The sequence below is a fragment of the Psychrobacter sp. 1Y11 genome (genome assembly GCF_052259045.1).
Classification (GTDB): Bacteria; Pseudomonadota; Gammaproteobacteria; order Pseudomonadales; family Moraxellaceae; genus Psychrobacter.
Genome location: NZ_JBQQER010000007.1, coordinates 99,713 through 117,489, shown reverse-complemented (window position 1 = coordinate 117,489; position 17,777 = coordinate 99,713). Strand labels below are relative to the sequence as shown.

The following is a 17,777-nucleotide window of genomic DNA, read 5'->3' as shown; positions in this document are numbered from 1 at the left end:
ATCTCAATATAGTTAGAGTCATAAATATTAGCTCAATGAACATAAAAAGACGGTACTAACTAATAACACTGACACTGACACTGCTTAGAGTATGGCTTAGTTTAAGCGCTCTTTTAGGTTTTTACCGGCTTTAAAGCTAGGTACTTTACTAGCTGGGATAGCCAATTCTTCACCAGTCTTAGGGTTACGGCCAGTGCGTGCCTTGCGATCTTTAACACTAAAAGTACCAAAGCCTACTAGTGAGATGCTCTCGCCAGCTTCTAGTGCTTCACCAACGCTTTCCATAACAGCGTTCAATGCATCACCAGCTTGAGTCTTATTTAGACCGCTTTTGTCTGCAATGCTATCAATTAATTCTGACTTATTCATAAAATTTCCTTCAAGTTTAAGGGCTGTAATAAACGTTAACCATAGCTATTGTATCGCTCTGATGGTGCTTAAGCAATAACGATAACTATAGGCTTACGTGTTTGTGGGTTACGCTTTATTAAAGTCTTTATATCAAGGCAGCATAGGGAGCGCAAGCGATTTTACATTTTTTTGTGTACTCTACAACGCATTCGACACTTAACGTTACGTAAAATACCAGTAACTTTCTTGCCCCTATTTTTATCGGTGTTACTTTTTATCTCTAATCAGCTCGTCTAACTCATTATTTTAATTGCTAATTCTGTGAATGATTTATTTTCTAGACCCAATGACATTGCTAGCAGAGCAACAATTCGGTTACTGACACCAGATAACATTATTTTTATGATAAGTTTGTCAGTATGGGAGCAACAGCATAGCTGCAGCAATCCTAAACTGGCTGATCTAAACGGACTAAGCAGCTAAATTAAAAACGCTAGGACACATATTAATTTTGACAATCCGCGTTTTTACGCTACTCTTAGCAAGAATTTGCATTATTATTGCTTTGCTCACTATTTCGTTACTCCCGATAATTCACCCCATAACTATGGATAATTGACATGAAGCGTTCTACATTGTCTCATTCTCTGCTCAATATCATTTTGGTTTTTATTGAATCAGCAATGACGTTATTATTACGCTTAGATCCTGAGCTACGTAAAGCAGCATACCCTTTGGCTAAACAAAACACGTTAGTGTGTTTGCGCTTGTACTTACCTCATGTCGAGGTGTTTGCCACTTTTAGCTATAAAGGGGTGCTATTAGATGCAAGCATGCCGGCAGATCGTAGTGAGCCTGATGTCATTATCAATGCTTATAGTATTCAAGTGATTAATGCGCTAACCACTCATGATGTCGAGACTACTGAAAAGCTGCAAGTACGCGGGGAAGTGGTTCAAGTACAACTGGTCAAACAGTTTATTATGCAAATGGGTTTAGGCGGCATCATTCAAGGACTCATCAAAAAAATAAAAGGTAGTGGAAAAACCAAACCTAGTGATGCTGAAAAGCAGGAAAAAACCGATAATTACAAAGCGCGCATCGCTGAACAGCAAACGCAAATTAATACACTCACCATAAAGAACCGTGAGCTTGAAACTACTCTTAAAGAGTTGCAGAGTAAACAAAAGCTTCTAACAATTATTACTGTTGTAGCGGCAGTCATTGCTCTAATCGCTGTTATTGCTTTTTTTGTAAATTAATAATAAACGGCTATATTTTAAGCATATAACTGTAAGCGATAAATACTAGTCCTTCATCTTAAAGATACATAGTAGTAGTGCTTGCTCTACTATTATGTATCTTATCATTATTTACTTCCTCTTGAGCATTACTATACCAAGCAACTTGATTCAAAATCTCCTCTTTTCCCCCTTTCTCGTGATTAGTGACCATCCCTGCTATTCTCAATATAGAAGTAACAGTAGTATATTGATTTTGTTGGCATTCTCATCAATTGATATTATTAATCGTTACCTTAAATTTAATTAATGCTTCAACAACACTTTAATCTTGACTAAATTACTCAGGATTAAGTATAATACTTCTATCGCGACATTTATTGGATTAACCATCTGTTGTGAGATAGCCATAGCGTATGACTTACTGACCATTAGTTTGTTGTTCATCAGCGACTAACTCGTTGGTTTCAAGCTATTCGTTGGGGCAATAGGTTTAATACATAACCAGTCCAATACTGGAATGTTAAAAGCAGCACTTTACCTACTTAAGCTTACTACTAATCAGTTTGGAGATCTTTCATGCGTTTAACTACCCGAGGCAGATATGCCGTCACTGCACTGCTAGATTTGGCACTGCAGACCAGTCAACAAGATAGTGCAGTATCTTTATCTGACATCGCTAAGCGACAATCAATATCGATCTCCTATCTTGAGCAGCTGTTCTCTAAGTTACGTAAACGAGGATTGGTCACTAGTATTCGCGGTGCTGCTGGAGGTTACTATTTATCAAAGCCTCTAAACGAGATTGATGTCATGAGCATCATCTCAGCCGTAGATGAATCCGTTAATGCTATGCAATGCGAAGGGCGAGGCGACTGCCAAGGCGGCACTATGTGTCTGACTCATGATTTATGGTGCGCTTTGTCAAATCATATTGAGCAGTACTTGAAAAATATAACTTTAGCACAACTATTAGATATGGAAAATGTGCAATCGATTTCAGAACGCCAGCACAGCTCCTCTAAAGAGATTTCATTAAAAGACATCAATACCATTACTTTATCGACTAGCGAGGCAAACCCAGCATGAGCCAACATAATAATTTAATATACTTAGACTACGCCGCTACTACCCCTGTTGCTCAGCCCGTTGCTGCAAAAATGAGCGAATATTTAACGGTAGATGGTATCTTTGGTAACCCAGCTTCACGCTCGCATGGTTACGGTTGGCAAGCAGAGGAAGCCGTGGAAACAGCGCGCGGACAAGTTGCAGAAGTGATCAACGCTGATCCGCGTGAGATTGTCTTTACCTCAGGCGCAACCGAATCTGATAACTTAGCCATTAAAGGCGCGGCTCACTTCTATCATTCGCGTGGTAAGCACATTATCACGAGTAAAATTGAGCACAAAGCGGTACTAGATACTTGCCGTGAGCTTGAACAAGAAGGCTTTGAAATTACTTATCTTGAGCCGCAAAAAGGTACAGGGCTGATACTACCAGAGCAAGTTAAAGAAGCGTTACGTGAGGACACTATTTTAGTCTCACTAATGGCGGTCAATAATGAGCTTGGCACGATTACTGACATCACCGCTATCGGTGAAATCACTCGCGAAGCAGGCGTTATCTTCCATGTTGATGCCGCTCAAGCCATAGGCAAAATAAAAGTTGATGTCGAGACGACCAAAGTTGACTTAATGAGTTTTTCAGGTCATAAAGCTTATGGCCCTAAAGGTATCGGCGCTTTATTTGTTCGCCGTAAACCACGTGTACGTCTAAAAGCTGAGCAACACGGTGGTGGCCACGAGCGCGGTATGCGTTCAGGTACTCTGCCAACGCATCAGATTGTTGGTTTAGGCGCGGCCTTTAGCTTAGCTGAAGAAAAGCGCGAAGAAGATCATGCGCACGTTGCCAAGCTGCGTCAGAAGTTATGGGATGGCTTGCAAGATATTGAAGAGATCTATTTGAACGGTGATCTTGAACACAGTGTTCCTAATATCGTTAATATTAGCTTCAATTTTGTTGAAGGGGAATCTTTAATGATGTCACTAAAAGATTTAGCGGTCTCTTCAGGTTCTGCTTGTACTTCAGCAACGCTTGAACCTTCTTACGTATTGCGCGCTATTGGCCGCTCTGATGAATTAGCGCATAGCTCTATTCGTTTCAGCTTTGGCCGCTATACTACTGAAGAAGATATCGATACAGTACTCTCGCAAATGCATAGCGCTGTTGATAAATTACGTGCTCTATCGCCACTTTGGGATATGTATCAAGACGGCGTAGACTTAGACTCAGTTGAATGGGCTGAGCACTAAGATAGCCGCAAGTTCAAGTACGATGAATATTAAGCACAATGAGTAAATAAAAATACAGATTATTAATACGTTTGACCCCAATTACAGATGAGTCATCGAAGCAGTAACACTAGAATGCTTCATAACTCATCGTCTAACCAGGAGAAAACCCATGGCTTATAGTGACCAAGTTATTGATCATTACGAAAACCCTCGCAATGTCGGCAACCTTGATAAAAATGCCGAAAATGTTGGTACCGGTATGGTTGGTGCTCCAGCCTGTGGTGACGTTATGCGCTTACAGATTCAGGTTGGCGATAACGGTATCATTGAAGATGCCCGTTTTAAAACTTATGGTTGCGGCTCCGCTATTGCTTCAAGCTCGCTGGTAACTGAGTGGCTAAAAGGCAAAAGCTTAGATCAAGCGAGTGAGATAAAAAACAATGATATCGCTCAAGAGCTAGCTCTGCCACCAGTCAAAGTGCATTGCTCAGTATTAGCAGAAGATGCTATTAAAGCAGCGATTAGTGACTATAAAGGTAAGCATGGCACCAGCGATGTACAAGAAGAAGTCGCGCACTAAGCTGCTTAGTTCAAGGCATACTATCTTTATAATGAGTCTATAGAGCGCTTAGCTCTCTAGACTTTGGAGGTGACAATAAAGCTTATGCCATTGTCACCTTTATTTTATACCTTACTGATGAGTTTACTTATCATAATATCGATTATTAACAGTATCAGTTATTGATAAACAATAGGAGTTGGCATGATTAAAATGACAGAACGCGCCGCTCAGCATGTTCGAGAGTTTTTAGACAATCGCGGCACAGGTGAAGGTATCCGTGTCGGTATTCGTACTGCAGGGTGCTCAGGTTTGGCCTATGTTTTGGAGTTTGTAGATACTCCCGACGATAACGATACGCGTTATGATAGTCGCGGTGTTAGTATTTTCATCGATCCAAAAAGCTTGGTCTATCTCGATGGTCTGTTGATGGACTACGAAAAAGAAGGGTTGAATGAGGGCTTTAAGTTCACTAACCCTAATCAAAAAGGCGAATGTGGCTGCGGTGAATCATTTACCGTATGATGGTTTAGCTTGTTTGCTAGAGTGTACAAGCACAGTCCTACAGTTGAATAAACTTAAAATGATTCGCTTTTTTTTTGAGTAATAGTGTGACTAATACTTGACTCTTGATTGAAAAACCGGCGGGTTATAGTAGCTCGTCTTTTAATAGCAACTAATTCTAAAATATAATAATAAATGAGTATAACTTTTCATAAAGGTCAAAATATGACTTCAGATAACAATACGCAGTCAGACGCTCAGTTCGACAATTTTTTTGCTTTATTTGAGCAGCCTGTACAGTTTGAATTATCTCAGCAAGCGTTGGATCAGCGTCTGCGCTTGCTACAAAAGCGCTATCATCCTGACAATATCACCAAAACTCAAGCTACTGATAGTGATAATTTACAGCAGTCTGGACAAGCGTCAGCCGTTATCAATCAGGCCTATCAAATTTTGAGTCATCCAGATAGCCGAGCCGCTTATCTGTTAGACATGGCTGGGCAAGCACAGACCTTAGAGCATTCTATTGCTGATTTAGAGTTCCTTGATGATGCAATGGATCTACGTATTGATTTAGAGACCGCTATTGAGGACAAAGAACGCTCAAGTCTACAGCAACTCCATCCGCAGATTACTAGCCGCCTAGATGAGCAGTCAACTCGCTTCATAAACGCCTATCAGCAGCAGCAGTGGCAAACAGCAATCGATGCGACCCAAAAGCTAAAGTTCTTAGTCAAGCTCAATGCCGATATCACTATAGCGCTTGATGAACTCGCTAACGCTGAACAAGCAGACGACGACGACCTGTATGTTTAAGATTAAGAGTTAGACATATATTCTCTATTCATATTTTACTGTTATAAATCGTCTTTAGCCTTTATACCTATATAACCGTTGCCGGAGTTACGGTAATGGCAGTAATGACGTATAATCTGCATGACTTAGTCTGGTCTTAGAGGATGTAATAACAATAGACCTTTATAGCTGCTGTCATTATTACTCTCTTATTTTTCACTTTTACTTTTGAGCCGTCTTATGTCTTTATTGCAAATTGCTGAACCCAATCAAAGTGCCCAGCCTCACCAACATCGTTTTGGCCTTGGTATTGATCTAGGAACCACGCGTTCATTAGCAGCAGTCGTCCGTTCAGGCAAAGCGCAAGTCCTGCCAGCACAGCAAAATACGGATACGCTCCTTCCTTCTGTGGTTTACTACCCTGTTACTGGGACGCCTTTAGTTGGCTCTGAGGCGTTAGCTCATCTTGCAGATGAGCCTAAGAATACTATTATCTCCGCTAAGCGCTTTATGGGTCGCAGTCAAGCAGACATAAAGTTTTCACACCCTTATGAGCTCAGCGGTAGTGAAAACGCTATGCCGGCATTTGTGACTGCGCAAGGGGATGTCTCACCAGTAGAAGTATCAGCACGTATACTAGCTGCGCTAAATGAGCGCGCAATCGAGGCTCTGCCTGCCGATAGTATTGAAGGCGCTGTCATTACCGTACCGGCCTATTTTGATGAAGCTCAGCGTCAAGCTACCAAAGATGCTGCTCAAGCGGCCGGTATTAAGGTATTAAGACTACTCAATGAGCCGACTGCCGCTGCAGTTGCCTATGGTCTCGATAAGCCTAATCAGGATGATACTGAAAGCTACTACCTGATATATGATTTGGGTGGTGGTACTTTTGATGTGTCTATTTTGAAACTTACCGATGGCGTGTTTGAAGTTTTAGCTACCGGCGGCAATAGTGCGTTAGGCGGCGATGACATTGACCGCTTATTGGTTAATTGGTTGATCAAGCAGCTCAGTATAGATCCTGCTGAGGTTAGTCGCCATGATAAATCTATCTTAGCTCAGCAGGCTAAAGCCTATAAGCAGGCGCTAACGGATAGCCCGCAAGTAGATGTTGATATCACTATCAATGAGCAAACTTTTCAAGGCCTATTAACTCACGAAGATTTACTTGCTATTGCACAGCCTGTTAGCCGCCGGACTTTAACAGTCTGCGAGCAAGTGCTACGCGATGCGCAATTATCAGTCAAAGACTTAGACGAAGTGGTTTTGGTTGGTGGCTCTACGCGTATGCCGACTATTCAGAATACGGTAGCTGACTTTTTTGCCAAGCAGCCGCTATCTCGTCTTAATCCTGATGAAGTAGTCGCTTTAGGCGCCGCGCAAACAGCGCATCAGCTTGTCAACGGTAATAGCGATAATAATCTACTTTTGCTTGACGTTACGCCATTATCGCTTGGGCTTGAGACGATGGGCGGCTTAGTTGAAGTGCTCATTCCGCGTAATACGCCCATTCCTGTTAAAAAACGACAAACTTTTACCACCTATCAAGATGGGCAGACAGGCTTAGTGGTCCATGTGGTTCAAGGTGAGCGTGAAACGGTGGAAAATTGCCGCTCATTAGGGCGCTTTGAGCTCTACGGTATTCCGCCGATGAAAGCTGGCTTTGCCCGTATCGAAGTGACCTTTAGCATCGATGCTAACGGACAGCTGACTGTGAGCGCGCAGGAAACAAGTACGGGTACTGAAAGCCAGATCGAGATCACCCCATCCTACGGCTTATCTGATGAGCAAAAAGAGCAGCTTTTAGTAGCAGGTTTTAAGCACGCTGAAGAAGACAAGAACGCGCGCTCTTTGATTGAAACAAAAGTCGAAGCTGAACGCGAGCTATTAGCGCTACAATCAGCGCTGGGTGATTTTGACAATTTACTCACTGCAGACGCTAAACAGGCATTAACGACACAAATGCAAGACCTACAACAGGCGCTTACCACTGATGATTTAGCCCATATCGAGGCACAACAAGCTAAGCTCAAACCTCTAAGCGATGCTTTTGCTGCTAGCATCATGAATCAAAGCGTCAAGACTAATATGGCGGGCACTAGTGCAACTGACTGGTAGCCAGAAAACGAGCGCTTGCGACAGAGACTTTTAACTATATTACCCCATACACTTTTAATTAATAAATCGTGGATAGATTATTTATGCCAAAGATTACTGTACTTCCCCATCACGAGATTTGTCCTGAAGGCACTGAAGTTGAGCTTGAGACTGGTAGTAACTTATGTAAAGCGTTACTCGAAAAAGGCATCAAAATTGAACATGCTTGCGAGATGTCCAAAGCCTGTACCACTTGTCACGTCGTCGTACGCAAAGGCTTCAATGGTTTAGATGAGATGGACGATATTGAAGCTGATTTATTAGATCGCGCTTGGGGGCTTGAGCCTGATTCTCGTCTATCTTGCCAAGTCACTGTCGAAGATGACGACTTAACTATCGAGATACCCAAATATACTTTGAACCATGCCAAAGAAAACCATTAAACCATTCTACTATCCATCTATTAATGATGAGATTGTCTTACATTAGAAGAAGTAAATACAACAATCCAGCGATTCTATTAGAATCGTTGGGTTTTTTACTTTAAAGTTCTTACCAGTAAAGCTTTAAAATAGGGGTTGATATATTTATTGACCTGACACTGAATCACTCTCTTCTTTTTCGAGGCGCTCTAGGGCGAAGTTTAGACGATTTCTAATCTCTTGATAATCATAGTTTTTCATATCCTTGAAGTTGAGATGTAGATTAAAACCAGGCAGAGTATGATCGACCCATTTGGACGACTCATCCTTATCGACGTCGGGATCCAGAACCTGCCAAGCACGAATCACATCATCAAAACCTTTTAATTTATAGCTGACAGCATACTTACACTGATAATCATGGCAAATATAGTCATAAGTCGCTTGGCTTATTAAAATCTCATCGTTGCCAGCGGCTTGCTCTAAACGCGCTGCCCGATTGGCTTCTCTACCGATAATAGTATAATTTAAACGACTACTACTACCAAAATTACCGACATGGCAGTAGCCGGTAGTAATACCAATACGTACGTATAAACCATCAAAACCCATCAATCGCCATTTTTGTCTCAGCGAGCGCATCTCACGGCGCATATCTATCGCCATCGCCACACAATCTAGCGCGTCTTGACGTACTCCGCGACTATTGGGCTCACCGAAGAAGCAAACCATACCATCGCCAATAAACTTATCTAATACCGCTCCGTGCTTATTAGCGATACTAGTCATCACCTCCATATAAGTATTCAAAATATCGGCTAAATTATCAGCGCTTAGGCTATCTGATAGTTCAGTAAAGCCGACAATATCTGAGAACATAATGGACAGCTTAGCGCGTTTATTAGCGACTTGAACCTCGCTATTCGACTTAACAATAGGTTGCCATATCTGCGGCGGTACAAAGCGCGTCAACTTACTGATCACTGACACCATTGTGCTAAGTCTGCCTTTAGACTGCTCTATTGCCATACTATAGTTGATGTACTTATTATAAAAAAACCAAAACTGCCCGAGTACAACCAATATACTAGCAAAAAGAATTGTAGGCGGTACGAAGCCTTGGTCACAATCTATGTTAGAACCACTTAAAGTGATACTAACATAATAAAAAATAACCATAGTGATAGTAGCTGCCATCAAAAGCTTAGCGCGGTTCTCTGCTGCGCTAATAATGATGCGCACAGCAATCAAAAGGGCTAAACTCAAAGCAATCACTATGCAAAATTGCATTACCCCAATCACTGTCGCTAATAAAACAACAACCGCATTCGAAGTCCAAAAGTTTGAGAGACGCCGGTAGTTATAAATAAGAATCATCAAGCTAGGTAAAGAGATAATGACAAATAGTGCCATCGAAGTTGGGCTGAACTCAAAATGTAAGGCAATTAGAGCTACGCTCAGTAGCAACACATAAACCTCAGGATAGTTAAAATTAAAACCTTCACTGGTTTTTAGTGAAAATCTCGGTTTTAACATCTCTAAAATTGACATGCTTTTATTCGCTTTATTGAGTAACCGTAAAAAATATTCTTACAGAAGAAGGGATAATCATAATATTTCAGATAACCGGAAACTTATGATTATTGAAACGTGATAAAGGGTCTAATCCATTATAATATTTTAAGCCTGCTAAGCCCACGGCAATGATAACCAAAAAAACACCACTTGTCATTTAAATGGCGACTTAGGTAAATGATGCTCAGTTAAATGATCCTAAGGTCCTTAAACGATTAGATAACACTAGCTGAGCAATATTCAATAGTCACAATGAATTAGATATTTATATTCGGCGTTTATAAGCTTAAAGTGGCTCGAAATGTACTCTACTTACTGAACCGTAAAGCTATTAGAAGCGCCTGAATACGGTTTTATCTTGCGCGTCCAACCATTCTTCCAGTCACCTTGATGGGTCAAGCGATAGGTACCAGCGGGGGTATCATCTGCTATTCGCCAATCGATAATCGCCTTACTATATGCCACGCCTTGACGCTGCCACGTATAAGTGGTCTCAAAGTCGCTATCGCTTAGATAGTCAATCCACTGACCGTTCTCATAGCGTTGCACAATTAAAAAACTGTCTTCGGTACGGAGGTTATTTTTGGGATGCGCAGCACGGAATACCGCCGTAGCGACCTCGCCTTTTTGATAGTTTGAGTTTGGCTGCGTAAGGGTTTGTCCCCAGCTTTGGTGGATAGGTTTATCATCAAATATCACACTTGGACGCTCATTAAATGACCTATTTGAGCGATCAGGCGGCGTCACCCTATCATAAACGTCTATGTTATCGCGCATGGCTTGCGCCAATTGGGTATATTCTTGAATGTAAGCGCTAGTCTGATAAGGACCATATTCAGTGGAGGCGCCTTCGTAGTGCTGAGTAGCAAACTCTTCGCGTGTGCTTAGATAGCCGCTATAGTTATTGGCTAAACCATTCACAATAACGGTATCGACGCCCGAGTCTTTGAGCTGCTCTAACACCGCTGCGCGCATGCGTCGTCCAACCATAGTCGTCGGCTCACCGGGGATGGCGACTAACACAATATTACCGATACGCATTAGCTGTACGGGCTGCTCAGTATTGATCCAACCCCAATTGCCGGTGGGTAGCAGCACTTGTTTTTCTGCTTGGCAGTCATCTTGATTAACCGTTGAGACAATACCAAACGCGCCGCGAGTCAAGCTACCCAAAAAGGATTGATCGATTTTATTAATATCGTCATTGATACGGAAGTTCTCGCGCGTCATGCCCTCATACACGCCAGGTATGTTTGATGGGCCATTCTCGCCGCCAGCAGCGAAGGAATATCCGCGCGCAGGCGTACATAAAACTTTATTGCCTGCGCCATTAGTAAATTTACCATCGACTTGATAGCCTTTTAAGTCAACCCAGCGGGCGCGTACGTCGACGGGACCCGCGACAGGCGAGCCTTGATCCCAAAGCTCGACCGCTTTATCAAGCTGTAGTTGGCCATCACGCTTGACATTTTCCCACTCATTACTACTGCCCTGATAGCCAGGTTTGGAGTTGGCATTGCCGCCAGCAGTCAAAACATCGCCCTCGTCAGCATTGGCAAAAGCGGCGACAAAACTATCGTTTGAATCTTTAGCAAAAATCTTTTCAGCGCCGATCTGAGCGTAGCCTTTATTATCCGCGCTCAGATGCATAAATTGATTACTAAAGCTGGTTGGATGCAGCGCAAACCAATTAATCAGTCCCACTGGCGTGCCGTCGGCAGCATTGAGGCGCAGCTGGGTCATGGTCTCATTGACATTAGTATCGAAGTCTTGCGCATCCACATTGTTGTTATAAGCAAACTCTGAGCGGTTGACAGTCGCCCCTTTTAGCTCGCCTTGTGCCAAAGAGAGCGACCCTAGTGTCAAAGTATCGTGAGCGCGCTTGATCGAGGTGACAATACCGCCAACGATGGCATTGAAGTTTTGGCTGCTATAGCCTGCTAGCGTATCGTCAGTACTGGCAATTTGATACAGCTGCTGATGCGAGTATCCAGCATTGCTCACATGAGTATGGGTGGCGGTGAGCATCACATTATCATCGTCATATAAGTCGCCATAATCAGCTTGCAAGCGTTTGATGACCTCGAGCTTTACTGCAGTAAACATCGCGCCCATATCTGCCGATACATAAACGACTCGTTGACCCGAGTTATTGCTTTGGCTACTATCTTCTTCACCGATGATAAAGGCATGAGCGTATAGACGATCGTTAATGCCTTGCACCACTTGACCGGAAGCATAGCCAAACATGCCGGTTTCGGCAGCGGCGCCCGTGATATCTGCTTTGCCGCTACCCACGAGATATTGGCTCATCGGCTGCGCGCTTGTCGATGCATTAGCGCTATAATTCAAGGTCCTGGAACTGGCTGCTGCGGAGGGTGTGTTTGTAGCAGGCGTTTGTATGCTGGCGGACTGGGCTGAGGTAGTGTCAGCCGAATCTGTCTCACAGGACGTTAGACCGAGTACGGCGGTACAAATAGAGACAAGCAACATAGTCGGTCGCAGTAATAGGGGCGAAATAAAAGAAGTCGTCATCTGTTATCCTTAACATAGAGTAGAATCACAGCTACTTATATTCGCTAATAAATATTTACAAGCACTATAAGTTCGCTGAGATCAAATAGCTCGAACCACTTTCAAAGCACTCAATCAATGACGATGACGACTTGAAAATGGTTTTAAGCGTGCAGATTGACTATATCCTTTAGCCAACCTTCTCTAATATAACGAATAACAGACAAATGTAAAACACTTTATGGTGACATAAACTAAATCCAGCTTTAGCTTATGTCACCATAAAGTTGTTTGAGAAGCACTCAGTTTTGTTTATAACACTTATAGTTTGATTACATTTGCCAATCAAACGGCATTTGGTGATGTCCACGTAGCGCCATCATTAGCGGTTGCTGCATTTGCGCCAATACTTCTTGCGTATAAGGAATAGCAGGTGTGCCCCATACTGGGTTTGGCCATTTGATATCATTCTGATAGCGTACGATATGATGAAAATGCAGCTGCGGTACTTGATTACCTAGTGCTGCGACATTCATCTTATCGGCTTGAAAGGTCTTGGCCAGCTGACTCGATAACCAGCTTGACTCGCGCAAAAACTGGTTTTGATCCGCTTCTGAGAGCTCATATAGCTCTTTTATTCCTGTTACTCGTGGCACTAATATCAGCCAAGGAAACTGACAATCATTGATTAAACGACAAGTGGATAAAGGAAAGTCACCAACCAAAAAACTATCCGCGGCAAGCTTAGGATGTAATTGAAACATAAGAATTATTTCTCTAATAATAAATATAATGAAAAAGTAAAAGTCATTAGGGCTATTTTAGCAGTTATCAGCTTAAGCGTGTTAGCAATTCCCTCAAGCTGGCTCTGCTGCCATATGCTCGCTAAAGTACTTTAGTAGCTCTTGTACAGCCTTGGCTCTTTGCTCACCACTTTCAAGCTTATCAGCATCGCTGTAGCGGATACCCGAGGCGCCATTCATCCGATACTTTTGTCCATTCGATTGAATGAGTTTAATAATAGCCAGAGCATCTACTGGCGTATCTGGAGCGAACTCTAAACTGACACTGCTGCTATTGGCATCAATTTTGTTAATCATCAAGGGTTCGGCTTGCAGACGCAGACTATGTACCGCAAACAGCTGCTTGGTCTGATCAGGCAAAACCCCGAAACGATCGATTATCTCTGTGCGAATATCGGTAAGCGCCTCGAAATTATCAGCATTGCTGATACGCTTATAAAAGAGCAAACGCTGATGCACATCGTGCACATATTCCTCTGGAATCAGCGCTGAGCTATGCAAGTTAATTTCACTAGTCAGCGACAATGGCGTATTGAGATCAGGCTCTTTGCCCGCTTTGATCGCCTTAGTCGCACGCTCTAGCATATCCATATACAAGCTAAACCCTATCGCTTGCATATTACCGCTTTGCTGCTTACCCAGTATTTCGCCTGCTCCGCGAATCTCTAAATCTTCGCTTGCTAGCATGAAACCAGCGCCAAGAGTATTAGCACGTTCGATAGCACGCAGTCGGCGCTTAGCATCGCCTTTTAGACCTTTGAGCGATGGCACCAGTAAGTAACAATACGCTTGATGATGGCTACGACCCACGCGGCCACGCAGCTGATGCAGCTGCGCTAGACCGAACTTATCAGCGCGCTCAATGATAATAGTATTAGCATTAGGCACATCGATGCCGGTTTCAATAATAGTTGAACAAATCAGTACATTGAACTTTTTATGATAGAACTGCTGCATAATTTGCTCAAGTTGCCGCTCTTGCATCTGGCCATGCGCGACCCCTACTCGCGCCTCTGGTACCAGCTCACGAATGGTCTCTGCCATGCGCTCAATACTAGCGACATCATTGTGCAGCAGATAGACTTGCCCGCCGCGTAACAGCTCTCGCAAGATGGCTTCTTTCATCAGCGAGTCGGTCTTTTGCATGACGAAAGTCTTAATCGCTAGGCGGCGCGCGGGCGGCGTAGCAATAATCGACATATCGCGCATCCCTGAGAGCGCCATATTAAGCGTACGCGGAATCGGTGTGGCAGTCATTGATAAGCTATCGACGTCAGTCTGAATGGCCTTGATACGCTCTTTATGGCGTACACCAAAACGGTGCTCTTCGTCGACAATCATTAAGCCTAGATTGGCGAATTTGACGTCTTTTTGTAGCAGTTTATGCGTACCAATGACGATGTCGACTTTACCGGCTGCAAGATCAGCAAGTACCGTATCTTGATGCTTTTTGCCGCCAAAGCGCGATAAAGTCTCAATACGCACCGGCCAATCGGCAAACCGGTCGCGAAAGTTATCCTCATGCTGACCTGCGAGCAAAGTGGTCGGTACTAACACCGCGACTTGGTAGCCAGCACTGACCGCAATAAATGCCGCCCGCATAGCGACTTCTGTCTTACCAAAGCCGACATCGCCGCAAATGAGACGATCCATCGGCTGATTTTGGCGCATGTCTTCCATTACTGCATGAATGGCATTGGCTTGATCAGGCGTTTCTTCAAAGGCGAACTGGCTAGCGAACAGCTCATATTGCGAAAACTCTATCTTAAAGTGAATGCCGACTTTAGCCTCGCGCCTTGCCTGCATGTTTAACAGCTCAGCCGCCACATCATGGATTTGCTGTAAGGCTTTTTGCTTGGCTTTGTCCCATTTACCGCTACCAATCTTATGCAAAGGTGCTAACGCCGGATCGCCGCCACTGTAGCGGCTGATCATTTGCAGGTTAGCTACTGGCACATAAATACTAGCATCGTCAGCGTATTTCAGATGAATAAACTCTTGCTCGCCATCGCCGACATCTAGAATGATTAGGCCATTATAACGCCCTATACCGTGCTCGATATGCACCACTGGACTGCCTTGGGTCAGTTCAGTGACACTCTTAACTAAGAACTCTTCAGACACGCCGCTTTGGCGACGACGACGGGTTTGTAGCACTTGCCGACCAAACAATTGTGTCTCGCTAATGACTACTAAGCGCTCGGGCACATAAACGCCGCGCTCAATCGGTGCGACGGTCAAGCCTACGTGCGGTAGGTTATTATCCTTACTGCTATTATCAGAGGCGCTATGATCAATGGCTAAAAAGCCTCTGAAACTATCGTAAGCTTTAGTCTCGATTTTACCTTTAAATAGCTCAATGAGGATTTCACGGCGACCTGCGGTTTCAGCCACAATAAGTACGGGCGTCGCCGTCTGATTCTGCGTCTCTAGAAAAGCTAATAAATCAGCTAAAGGCTCAGCTTTTTGGTGATTCACAGACAACTGAGGCGGCTCTTGGGCGCTTAAGGTGACTAGCCCCTGTATCTTTTGATTATCTGAGCTGCTCTCCTCTGCTACCGCCTGAGTCTGGCTAGTCACAAGCTCGCCGCGCGCGCTAACAATCACACGCGGATAGCGATTGAGCTGCTCGTTAAAGCGATTAGCAGGCAAATATAACAACTCAGGCGCAAGCACGGGCTTATCGATATCATGGCGACGCTCTTCATACCGGCGCTGAATCTGTGACCAGTAATCGACTTGCCGCTCGCCAATGAGCTCATCGGTTATAAATAGCGCGTCACTAGGTAGATAATTGAATAAGCTACTCTCTTCTTGCCAGTCATCAGCGTCAAAGAATAACGGCTGATAATACTCTAGGCCGCTACTAGCAATACCCGCCATCACATCTTTATGTAGCTCAAACTTGCGGCTACTCGCATTAGGGAACATAGTCGCAAAATTAGTGCGGAATGTCTCACGGCCTTCATCCAGCGGAAATTCTTTAGCAGGCAGGATTTGAAATTTTTTGATCGGTTTTGAGATGTCAGGGAGCTTGTGTAATAGCGATAGCGACTCTGCGCCCATGCTACTGTCATTGCCCGACAACATGGACCGCAGATCATCTTCAGTTAAGGTGCGCTGCGTCTGCGGGTGAAAGAAGCGAATAGTCTCAATCTCATCATCAAACAGATCTAAACGCAGTGGAAATGGCTGACCCATAGCAAAAATATCGATGATACTACCGCGTACGGCAAACTCACCAGGCTCAAAAACGTTTTCTACTGCTCGGTACCCCGCTTTTGCCAATAGCTCGCGCTGAGTATTGATATCGAAAACATCACCCACACTCAAGTCAAAATGCTGACCTATCAGCCAGCTTGGCGGTGCCACGCGCTGCATTAGTGTCTGTACGGATATTAGCAACACCCCTATCGTCGGCATGTCAGTCAACAGGTTGATACGCTCACTGACAATATCTTGATGCGGAGATAGCTCATCATAAGTTAAGGTCTCCCAATCAGGAAACACATAAGCATCGACGCCGCAAAACGCCAGTTCAGTCTCAATCTGATTGAGCTGGTTTTGATCGCGCGCCACCATAATCTTTAGCCGATCAGCCACTTGCCATAATTCAGTGTTGACTAAGCTTGCAAGCCAAAGGCTACCCACCGCGCCATGCACGGGAGCCAGCCAACGTCGTTGCTGATCCTTGATAGGAAAAAGTTGCTGGTTAATAGGAAAAAAAGCGTCAGTCAAAGCAGTGATAGGCATAAAGAGTAGTATCGAGGTTAAGAGATCAAGGGAAGTTATAAAACAAAGGAATATTATACGAATTTTTTAGCCATAGACCAAAAGCTATGCGGTAACGGTTTGTCAGTTTAACGGCCTATTTGTCTGACGTTTTCGATTTTAAAGATATGGACGAATGGTCAAACCAAGCATTATAAAATGAGCTAAACGCTAACTTGCAGTATGAAGTCAACGCTTAGCTCTCTATTTATCTTATTATCATTTTGTCATTATTTTGCTTAGTACAATCATGGTACTTATTAAGTGTTGTACTTATTGTAGTCATTTGACTGGTGTACAAAACTAATGGTTAAGAAGCCTAACTGTTAAAGTAACGCTTTATCACTAGCGATCATACCGTTATTGTCAGCATAGAGATACATACCTGAGTTTAGCGTCAGATCACCAAAACTGATCTCAATATCCGTTTGTCCTTCGTCACGGCGCGTAGATTTGCGAGGGATACAGCCTAATGCCATTACCCCTACTTCCATCTGTGCCATATCATCGACATCACGGACGCAGCCGTAGACCACAACGCCTGCCCAGCCATTATCAATAGCCGCCTGCGCTATCATATCACCAAGTAACGCGCAGCGCATGGAGCCACCGCCATCGACGACTAAGACTTTACCGTTACCATCAGTGTCTTTGCCATTGCTATTTAATAGCGCTTTAACGCGGCTATTATCTTCAAAGCACTTCACCGTCACAATCTCGCCGCAGAATTTATCTTTGCCGCCGAAGCTATAAAACGATTTGCCTTCGATATTTGGCAGACAAACTTGTGATTCAGGATTGGCGTCCAACAAGTCACAAGTCACAAAGTCTTCTTTGGTCATCTCGTTAAT

The 17,777-nt window shown here is 43.7% G+C and carries 14 protein-coding genes; 8 read left to right on the top strand and 6 right to left on the bottom strand.

Annotation, left to right across the window (positions count from 1 at the left end; genetic code table 11):
• Positions 1–96 precede the first annotated feature (96 nt).
• Complete coding sequence (locus tag ACTXGJ_RS08040; RefSeq protein ID WP_025647025.1) at positions 97–369, bottom strand: HU family DNA-binding protein; 273 nt, start codon at positions 367–369, stop codon at positions 97–99.
• Positions 370–971: 602 nt separating this feature from the next.
• On the opposite strand from ACTXGJ_RS08040, the gene ACTXGJ_RS08035 reads away from it, so the two are divergent.
• The 8 genes from ACTXGJ_RS08035 to fdx all read left to right on the top strand — a co-directional run bounded on the left by ACTXGJ_RS08035 (position 972) and on the right by fdx (position 8,284).
• Positions 972–1,613 carry a hypothetical protein gene (locus tag ACTXGJ_RS08035; RefSeq protein ID WP_439243002.1) on the top strand — a complete coding sequence of 214 codons (642 nt, stop codon included), beginning with the start codon at positions 972–974 and terminating at the stop codon, positions 1,611–1,613.
• A 558-nt stretch (positions 1,614–2,171) separates the two neighbouring features.
• Positions 2,172–2,681: an Rrf2 family transcriptional regulator gene (locus ACTXGJ_RS08030; RefSeq protein ID WP_439243004.1), complete on the top strand. Its 510-nt coding sequence runs from the start codon at positions 2,172–2,174 to the stop codon at positions 2,679–2,681.
• The gene (locus tag ACTXGJ_RS08025) at positions 2,678–3,904 is read left to right on the top strand and encodes an IscS subfamily cysteine desulfurase (protein WP_439243006.1); all 1,227 of its coding nucleotides are present in this window, start codon (positions 2,678–2,680) and stop codon (positions 3,902–3,904) included. Before ACTXGJ_RS08030 ends, ACTXGJ_RS08025 begins: the two co-directional genes overlap by 4 nt.
• A 151-nt stretch (positions 3,905–4,055) precedes the next feature.
• A complete protein-coding gene (gene iscU, locus ACTXGJ_RS08020) occupies positions 4,056–4,466 on the top strand; it encodes a Fe-S cluster assembly scaffold IscU (protein ID WP_439243008.1) in 411 nt (136 codons plus the stop codon).
• A 183-nt stretch (positions 4,467–4,649) separates the two neighbouring features.
• Entirely contained in the window at positions 4,650–4,970 is a 321-nt protein-coding gene (gene iscA, locus ACTXGJ_RS08015) for an iron-sulfur cluster assembly protein IscA (RefSeq protein ID WP_443565620.1), read from the top strand.
• A gap of 204 nt (positions 4,971–5,174) precedes the next feature.
• Entirely contained in the window at positions 5,175–5,765 is a 591-nt protein-coding gene (gene hscB / locus ACTXGJ_RS08010) for a Fe-S protein assembly co-chaperone HscB (protein WP_443565619.1), read from the top strand.
• A gap of 219 nt (positions 5,766–5,984) precedes the next feature.
• Entirely contained in the window at positions 5,985–7,862 is a 1,878-nt protein-coding gene (gene hscA, locus ACTXGJ_RS08005; RefSeq protein ID WP_443565617.1) for a Fe-S protein assembly chaperone HscA, read from the top strand.
• 83 nt (positions 7,863–7,945) lie between these two features.
• Positions 7,946–8,284, top strand: coding sequence for an ISC system 2Fe-2S type ferredoxin (fdx, locus tag ACTXGJ_RS08000; RefSeq protein WP_439243015.1), 339 nt, complete (start codon positions 7,946–7,948; stop codon positions 8,282–8,284).
• Positions 8,285–8,428: 144 nt separating this feature from the next.
• Here the strand turns inward: fdx and ACTXGJ_RS07995 are convergent, their stop codons facing one another.
• From ACTXGJ_RS07995 to rraA, 5 genes are all read right to left on the bottom strand, one after another.
• Entirely contained in the window at positions 8,429–9,814 is a 1,386-nt protein-coding gene (locus tag ACTXGJ_RS07995; RefSeq protein ID WP_439243017.1) for an adenylate/guanylate cyclase domain-containing protein, read from the bottom strand.
• A 336-nt stretch (positions 9,815–10,150) separates the two neighbouring features.
• Complete coding sequence (locus ACTXGJ_RS07990; RefSeq protein WP_443565616.1) at positions 10,151–12,373, bottom strand: neutral/alkaline non-lysosomal ceramidase N-terminal domain-containing protein; 2,223 nt, start codon at positions 12,371–12,373, stop codon at positions 10,151–10,153.
• Between the two features lie 311 nt (positions 12,374–12,684).
• Complete coding sequence (locus tag ACTXGJ_RS07985) at positions 12,685–13,116, bottom strand: HIT domain-containing protein (protein WP_439243021.1); 432 nt, start codon at positions 13,114–13,116, stop codon at positions 12,685–12,687.
• 93 nt (positions 13,117–13,209) lie between these two features.
• Positions 13,210–16,908: a transcription-repair coupling factor gene (gene mfd, locus ACTXGJ_RS07980; protein WP_443565615.1), complete on the bottom strand. Its 3,699-nt coding sequence runs from the start codon at positions 16,906–16,908 to the stop codon at positions 13,210–13,212.
• 344 nt (positions 16,909–17,252) lie between these two features.
• On the bottom strand, positions 17,253–17,768 hold the full coding sequence (gene rraA, locus ACTXGJ_RS07975) for a ribonuclease E activity regulator RraA (RefSeq protein WP_443565648.1): 516 nt from the start codon (positions 17,766–17,768) through the stop codon (positions 17,253–17,255).
• Positions 17,769–17,777 lie beyond the last annotated feature (9 nt).